3 protein-coding genes are annotated in these 6406 nt (G+C 69.8%); all 3 read left to right on the top strand.

The window, feature by feature from the left end:
* Window positions 1-125: 125 nt before the first annotated feature.
* The 3 genes from AX669_RS05110 to AX669_RS05100 all read left to right on the top strand — a co-directional run bounded on the left by AX669_RS05110 (window position 126) and on the right by AX669_RS05100 (window position 6375).
* Window positions 126-1814 carry a DUF885 domain-containing protein gene (locus AX669_RS05110; protein WP_062257037.1) on the top strand — a complete coding sequence of 563 codons (1689 nt, stop codon included), beginning with the start codon at window positions 126-128 and terminating at the stop codon, window positions 1812-1814.
* A 253-nt stretch (window positions 1815-2067) separates the two neighbouring features.
* Window positions 2068-4479 (top strand): GNAT family N-acetyltransferase, encoded by a 2412-nt coding sequence (locus AX669_RS05105; protein ID WP_062257035.1) that lies wholly within the window; start codon window positions 2068-2070, stop codon window positions 4477-4479.
* A gap of 231 nt (window positions 4480-4710) precedes the next feature.
* The gene (locus AX669_RS05100) at window positions 4711-6375 is read left to right on the top strand and encodes an L-lactate permease (RefSeq protein ID WP_062257034.1); all 1665 of its coding nucleotides are present in this window, start codon (window positions 4711-4713) and stop codon (window positions 6373-6375) included.
* Window positions 6376-6406: the final 31 nt, after the last annotated feature.

Below are 6406 nucleotides of genomic sequence, written 5' to 3'. Positions count from 1 at the left end.
TGCCTTCACAGCACCCGCCGCAGCGGGCCGGGCGTCAGGATCGGCGTGAGATGGACTCATCGGCGGCGTCGTCATGGGCGTCAATGTACTTGCGCGCTGTGACGTGCGTCGCGTTGGATCGGTACATGAGCACCTCGAGCGAGCCCCGCGCCACGACCCGTCTCGACGAGATCGCGGACGGCTACCTCGACGCGTCCGTCGCGCTGTCGCCGATCGAGGCAACGGCGCTCGGCATCCCGGGCCAGGATCATCTGCTCGACGACTTCTCCCCCGACGGCCACGCGGCCGCGTCCGATCTGCGTCGCTCGACGTTGTCGGCGCTGCGCACCGCGTCGGCGCAGGACGACGTGGACGCCGTGACGCTCGCCGCGCTGCAGGAGCGCCTCGAGCTCGCCGAGGAGATCCACGACGCCGGCTACGACCTCGCCGACCTCAACGTCATCGCGTCACCGCTGCAGATGATGCGCGACACCTTCGACCTCATGCCGACCGACAGCGACGAGGACTGGGAGACGATCGCGCACCGGCTGCGCGCCGTCCCCGAGGCGCTCGACGGCTGGTTCGCGTCGCTCGATCACGCCGCGTCGCAGGGCATCGTTGCGGCGCAGCGCCAGATCGAACGCTGCAGCGAGCAATGCGCCGAGCACGGCGGACGCGACGGGTACTTCCTCTCGCTCGCCGAGCGCGCCGCCGTCGAGGGTGGTGGCGATGCCAGCGCGGTGCAGGACGAGGTGCGCGAGGCTGCCGCGCTCGCCGCGCGGGCCTACGCCGACGCAGGGGCGCGGCTGCGCGACGAACTGCTGCCGCGCGCGCCCGAGCACGACGGGGTGGGGCGTGAGCGGTACGCGCTGCACAGCCGCGAGTTCCTCGGCGCGCGAGTCGACCTCGAGGAGACCTACCGCTGGGGTCAGGACGAACTCGCGCGCATCACCGACGAGATGTCGCGCCTCGCCGAACGCATCGCGCCCGGCGCCGGCGTCAAGGGCGCGATGGCCGCCCTCGACGCCGACGACGCGTACGCCCTGCACGGCACCGACGCGCTGCGCGGCTGGATGCAGGCGAGCGCCGACGCCGCCGTCAGCGCTCTGGCGGACACGCACTTCGACATCCCCGACCCGGTGCGTCGCATCGAGTGCATGATCGCGCCCACGTCCTCGGGCGGCATCTACTACACCGGCCCGAGCGAGGATTTCTCCCGCCCCGGACGCATGTGGTGGGCGGTGCCGAAGGGCGTCGAACGGTTCGGCACGTGGCGCGAACTGACGACCGTCTACCACGAGGGCGTCCCCGGCCATCACCTGCAGATCGGGCAGACGATGTACCGCTCGGGCCTGCTCAACCGGTGGCGCCGCATGGGGTCGTGGACATCCGGGCACGCGGAGGGCTGGGCCCTGTACGCCGAGCGCCTCATGGACGAGCTCGGCTTCCACACGGACGACGCCACCCGCCTCGGCATGCTCGACGGGCAGTCGCTGCGCGCCGCGCGCGTCATCGTCGACATCGGCGTGCACTGCGGTTTCGAGGCTCCCGCCGAGGTTGGTGGGGGCGCCTGGACGTACGACAAGGCGTGGGCATTCCTGTCGGCGCACGCCGACATGGCCGAGGGCTTCCTGCGCTTCGAGCTCGACCGCTACCTCGGCTGGCCGGGGCAGGCGCCGTCGTACTCGATCGGCGAGCGCCTGTGGCTGTCGCTGCGCGAGGAGACGCGTCGTCGCGAGGGCGCAGCCTTCGACCTCAAGGCCTTCCACCGTCGCGCCCTCGACATCGGCGGCGTCGGCCTCGACGTCCTGCGCGACGCCATCCTCGCCCCCTGACCCACCTGCGATTCCTATCCACATTCGCGATTCGTTTCCCCATCGGCGAACCGCGTCCACCTATGCGATTCCCGCCCCCATCGGCGAACCGCGTCCACCTTCGCGCCTCTGAGCGAATGTGGACGAAAAACGCAGATGAGGACGGGAATCGCAGATGGGGGCGGGCCCCATGCGTGCCTGACGGGGTGGGAGCGGGGGCGCCGGTAGGCTGGCGGCAAGCCGATGTCCCCAACGTTCGGAGCGCTACGCCACCATGTCGCCCACCCAGTCGAGCCTCGCCACGACCTCGCCCTACTCGATCGTCGCCGTCGACGCTGACGAGTTCGTCCGGACGATCCACGACGCGGGCGCGCGCGTGCCCGTCGAGCAGTCGCCCGAGTGGGCGCGCTACGACGATTCGCTGCCGGGCCGCCGTCACTGGCGCTACCTGCTCGTCCACGACGCCGCGGGCGCCCACGTCGCCGCACTGAGCCTGACGGAGTTCGCCGGCCGCGCGCTCGTGCAGCTGTGGGGCAAGTTCGCCCCGATCTGGCTGACGCACGCCGCGCCCAGCGCCGCTGAGGAGCGTGCCCTGCGCGACGCCCTGGCCGCGTACGTCAAGGCCGAGCACCCCAAGGCGGCACTCGTCCGCCTGCACGCCACGCACGCGGCGCCCGACCTCACCGAGCCGCTCACCGAGGTCTTCTACGACCGTACGCTCGTGCTCGACCTCTCGCTCAGCGAGGACGAGCTGATGGCGTCGATGTCGAAGAACGGCCGCCGTGACCTGCGGTACGGGCTCAAGAACGACGCCCTGGTCTTCACCGACGAGACGGGCATCAGCGAACAGGACTTCGCCGAGCAGGTCTTCCCCGTCTTCACCGAGACCGCCGAACGCGGCCACTTCGACCTGCGTCCCGCGCAGTTCTACTTCAACATGCTCTCCCAGCTCGGCCCCGACATCTGCCGCCTCTACACGGTGCGAGACACCTCTGCGGGCGGCGCCGTCGTCGCGTGGGCGCTCGTCACCATCTATGACGGCGAGGCGCGCTACTTCTACGCCGCTACGAGCGCGGCCGCCCGCAAGAGCTTCGCTGCCAACCGCATGGTCTGGGAGTGCATGCTCGCGGCGAAGAGCCGCGGCGCGTCGACGTTCGACTTCATGGGGCTGGGCAGCGACCGCGCGCCCGCGCTTAGCTCGCTCGACGGTTTCAAGCTCAAGTTCGGCAAGGACGGCGCGCGTGACGTCCCGGGCCCGTGGGATCTCGTCGTGCGCCCGCAGGTGCTCTCCGCGTACCGTGCGTCGACGAAGGCCAAGGCCCTCGTGCGTGACGCCCGCAGCAAGGGTCCGAGCACCGTTCGCAGCCTGCCGTCGCGGACGATGCGCACCGCCTCGTCCGCCGCCACCGCCCTCGCCGCGAAGGTCGCCGGCCCCGAACGCGGTGCGACGCCGGGTCAGGGCGGCACTCCCGCGGTGCTGCCGGTCGTGCTCGACTTCACCCTCTCCGGCTACGCCCTGGCGCGCGCGTTCCACGAGCGTTACGGCCTGACGAGCGTCCTCGTCGTCCCGTTCACGACGGGCGCGACGGCCGACTCAACGCTGTTCCACGACACGCGAGAACTCGGGTTCGCCGCGATCAACGACCACGACCTCGTCCTCACCGAGATCCGCCGTATCGCCGCTGAGAACCCCGATCTGACGATCATTCCGCTGACGAACAACGACGGCTACGTGCAGTCGTTGTCGGCGAAGCGCGACACGCTCGGCACCAACGTCGTCGTGCCACACGAGAGCCCCGCGATGCTCGAGCGCATCTCCGACAAGAACCACTTCAACGCCGTCTGCGCTGAGGCGGGCGTCGCGACGCCGGGCACCGTCGTCCTCGACTTCGCCACCGGGCGCCCGAGCGCCGACGACGTCACCTTCCCTTACCCGATCATCGTCAAGCCCGCCGATTCGGCACTGCACAACGCCTTGTCGATGCCGGGCAAGAAGAAGCTGTACGAGGTCGACTCGCGCGACGAGCTCGACGCGCTCATCACCCGCCTCGTCGACGCGGGCTTCACCGGCGAGATGCTCGCGCAGGATCTCATCCCCGGCGACGAGATCCTGTCGGTCACGATGTACCGCGCGAAGAACGGCGAGATCACGCTGGCGCGCACGTCGCGGGTGCTCCTGCAGGATCCGCGCCCGGCCTACCTCGGCATCCCCGACGTCCAGGTCGTGCAGGACATGCCCGACGTCGTCGAAGCCTCGCGCCGCATCCTCGAGACGGCCGACTATCACGGCTTCGCCAACCTCGACGCCATCCGCGACCCGCGTGACGGTTCCGTCAAGTTCTTCGAGGTCAACCCGCGCTACGGACGCAACTGCTACTACGCCACCGGTTCGGGGGCGAACGTCGCCGAGCAGCTCGTCAGCGACCTCGTCGAGAACTCCCCCGTCACCGCGCCGGCGCCGTCCGACGACCTCGTCTACACCGTCCTGCCGCCGCAAACCATCGCGCGTCTGCTGCCGAAGGGCGCAGAGCGCGACGCCGCCGCGGCGCTCGTCAAGCGCGGACGCTGGGCCGACCCGCTCAAGTACGACGGGGAGCGCAACCCGAAGCACAAGGCATACGCGCAGATCGCGGCGTGGAACCACGTGCGCGCCTACCGCGGCGCGCCGCGCATCGTCGGGGGCTGACGCCGCACGCAGTCTGTCGCTCACCCACTCGCCGCCCGGTCGAGCCCGGCATCGGTCCTCACTGATGCCGGGCTTCGTCATGCTCGCGCCGGCCGCGCCACAACCCTCCCCGTCCGAGACGCAACGAGAGCTGCATCACGTCGATGTGACCTGCATCATGTACAGTTTGGTCTGACCAATAATGGTCCGACCAAAGCTGAGCCAGCCTCCCCACCCCCGCAAGGAGTCCGCGTGATCACCTACACCGCGACCCCCGACGCCGTCGGCGACAGCCTGGCGCTGTCCGCTCTCGTGGGCTCGTTGCCCCTCCTCACGTTCTTCGCGATGCTGTTGATCGCCAAGGCCAGTGCCTACGTCGCGGGCCTCGCGAGCCTCGTCGTCTCGCTCGTCATCGCCGTCGTCGCGTTCGGCATGCCGACACACCTCGCCCTGCTGTCGGCGACACAGGGCGCCGTCTACGGTCTCGTGCCGATCGTGTGGATCGTCGTCATGGCGCTGTGGTTCTACCGGGTCACCGTCATCTCGGGCCGCTTCAACGACCTGCGCTCGATCTTCGACGCGATCGGCGGCGGCGACATTCGCATCCAGGCCATGCTCATCGCGTTCTGCTTCGGCGGCCTTCTCGAGGCCCTGGCCGGGTTCGGCGCGCCGGTCGCCATCACGGCGACGATGGTGCTCGCCCTCGGGCTCAAGCCGCTCAAGACGGCCGTCGTGTGCCTCATCGCGAACACGGCGCCGGTGGCGTTCGGCGCCGTCGCCATCCCGATCACGACCGCCGGCAACCTGACGGGCCTCGACCCCGCGCACATCGGTGCCGTCGTCGGCCACCAGGCACCGTTCTTCGCGATAGCCGTTCCCTTCTTCCTCATGATGATCATCGACGGCAAGCGCGGGCTCGTCCAGGCGTGGCCCGCGGCGCTCGTCACCGGTGGCGCGTTCGCGATCGCGCAGTGGTGGTGTTCGACGTACTTCTCGTACGAGTTGACGGACGTCGTCGCCTCGCTCGTCGGGCTCGCGGCCGCCATCGTCCTGCTGCGCTTCTGGAAGCCCAAGGGCGCCGACGACGTGCGTCGCAGCCTCGACATCGAACCGCCCGTTCCCGCCGAGGCGCTCAGCGCCTCCCGCATCTGGATGGCCGTGCTGCCCTATCTGCTCGTCGTCGTCGTGTTCGGCATCGCGAAGCTGTGGAAGCTGGGCGTCGACATCCCTGCGAAGCTCAGCGCCACCGACGCCAAGATTCCCTGGCCGGGCCTCAACGGCGAGCTCGTCAACGCCAAGGGCAAGTCGATCTCCTCGACCGTCTACACGCTGCAGTGGCTGTCGAGCCCGGGCACGCTGCTGTTCCTCACCGGGCTCATGGTCGCGATCGTCTACTCCCTGCGTGACGGCGGCGGCCGCTTCCCGCTCACGCTGGGTGAGGCGTTCAAGGAGATCGGGCGTTGCTTCTACACGATGCGCTTCTCGGCGCTGACGATCGCGTCGGTGCTCGCGCTCGCCTACGTCATGAACTTCTCCGGCCAGACCATCGCGATCGGCACGTTCGTCGCCGGGCTGGGCGCGTGGTTCGCGTTCCTGTCGCCCGTGCTCGGCTGGGTCGGCACCGCCGTCACCGGCTCGGACACCTCGGCGAACGCCCTGTTCTCGACGCTGCAGCAGACGGCCGCGGAGAAGGCCGGGCTCGACCCGCACCTCATGACGGCGGCCAACACCTCCGGTGGAGTCGTCGGCAAGATGATCTCGCCACAGTCGCTGGCCATCGCGGCGACAGCCGTCGGCCTGCAGGGCAAGGAGTCGAAGATCTTCCGCGCCGTCGTGCTGTGGTCGCTCGGCATGCTGCTCGTGCTGTGCACGCTCGTCTACCTGCAGGCGCACGCCCTGTCGTGGATGCTGCCCTGAGTCACCTCACCCTCTGAGCCCCGCATGACGG

The sequence above is a fragment of the Dermacoccus sp. CCH2-D9 genome (assembly GCF_001556795.1).
Taxonomy (GTDB): Bacteria; Actinomycetota; Actinomycetes; order Actinomycetales; family Dermatophilaceae; genus Dermacoccus; species Dermacoccus nishinomiyaensis.
This window is presented reverse-complemented; position numbering and strand designations above follow the sequence as displayed.

Excerpts from the sequence above, each read along its gene's own strand:
- AX669_RS05105 (WP_062257035.1), top strand. The coding sequence starts at position 2,068 with ATGTCGCCCACCCAGTCGAGCCTCGCCACGACCTCGCCCTACTCGATC.
- AX669_RS05110 (WP_062257037.1), top strand. The coding sequence starts at position 126 with ATGAGCACCTCGAGCGAGCCCCGCGCCACGACCCGTCTCGACGAGATC.